This window comes from Streptococcus mitis, from assembly GCF_002096925.1.
Lineage (GTDB): Bacteria > Bacillota > Bacilli > Lactobacillales > Streptococcaceae > Streptococcus > Streptococcus mitis_AF.
The window spans coordinates 1-1,348 of record NZ_NCVN01000051.1; the positions used below are offsets into that span (position 1 = coordinate 1).

Genomic DNA, 1,348 nt, shown 5'->3' on the forward strand with positions numbered 1-1,348 from the left:
AAAAAGAGTCTGGGACAATAGTCCCTTATCTCCAAAAAAAACAACGGCAAATCCGTTGTTTCAGATTGAAGACAAACATCGTTTTAATGTTTGTCTTTTTTATATCTTCAGCGTTACTATTCTCAAAATAGGCTAAAATCTTTATCAAAATAGTTTTCAGCGAAAAATAAAAAGGCTTCCCGCCATCACTTTTACCAATTTTTTGATATTCAGGCACGCCAAAGTAAGTCCAACTTTTGCCTTCATTTTGGACTTACCCACTTCTCTTGTATAACGTAGATCGTGGTATTCTTTGGCTGTGCCAAAAAGCCGCTCCACCAATTCTTTACGTTTCTGGTAAAGTTCCTTACTTCCCTTTTGATGCCGAATCTCCTCACAAACCTCTAAATACTCCCTCCAAATATGGCGAGTAAGGACTTTCTGTTTCTTCTTACTTTCTGTGTAACTGGATAACAGAGGACAATTGATTTTCAGGGCAAAGGTAACAGTCATAGTATTCCTCATAGATAAATTCCTTAGGGCTAAGCTTCCCTTTCTTTCCACGAGGGCGAGTATAAGGGAATACAGGTGTAATATTTTGGTCAAGGAGGAATTTTGCAATACTTGGAGTCTTATAGCCAGCATCAATACTATAAGCTAGTGCCCATCCATGCTGATCGCACCCTACTTGGGCATTGTAGGCGAACACTTCCTTATGCTCTCCCTTGTGAAACCAACCACTTTCAAGGTCGGTAGTAGAAGTCTTCTTCGGCTCAGCCTAGCTTTCTTTTGCAGGCTCGAACGACTTTTTTCCGTGCTTTTTCCGATCTAAGTCAATCTCAACTTCCAGTTGCTTACTCATAAACTTAGCTTGCTTGTCTAGAACTTGATGAGTATATTTGTGGTTATTAGCTGCGGTCTTGATATGAGTCCCATCAATAAAAACCTCAGTCGGGTCAATCAAACCTTGCCCCCATACAATGGATAGAACATAATGAAAAATTTCCTCTATTACTTCCTTATCTTGAAAACGACGATTGTAATTTTTGCCATAAGTGGTAAAATGAGGAACCTTATCGTTTAAGCTCAAACCCAGAAACCAGCGATAGGCGGTATTGACCTCAATGTCCTTGATAGTTTGGCGCATGGAACGGATACCGTAGAAACATTGGATGAGAGGGATTTTAACCAGCATAACAGGGTCTAAACTAGGACGTCCTTTATCCTCAGAGTAAGTATCTGCGACCAAGTCATAGATGAAGGAAAAATCGATAACTTGCTCAACTTGACGAAGAAAATGGTCTGGCAGAACGAGTTCGTCTAGCGTGTAAAAACCAACTTGATTGCGGTTGTAGTCTAGATTTTCTTT

Annotated in this window: 1 pseudogene; it reads right to left on the minus strand. The window is 40.0% G+C overall.

Going from position 1 to position 1,348, the window contains the following annotated elements:
* Positions 1–156: 156 nt before the first annotated feature.
* Positions 157–1,348, minus strand: a pseudogene (locus B7692_RS07425) (transposase); the annotation flags it as partial.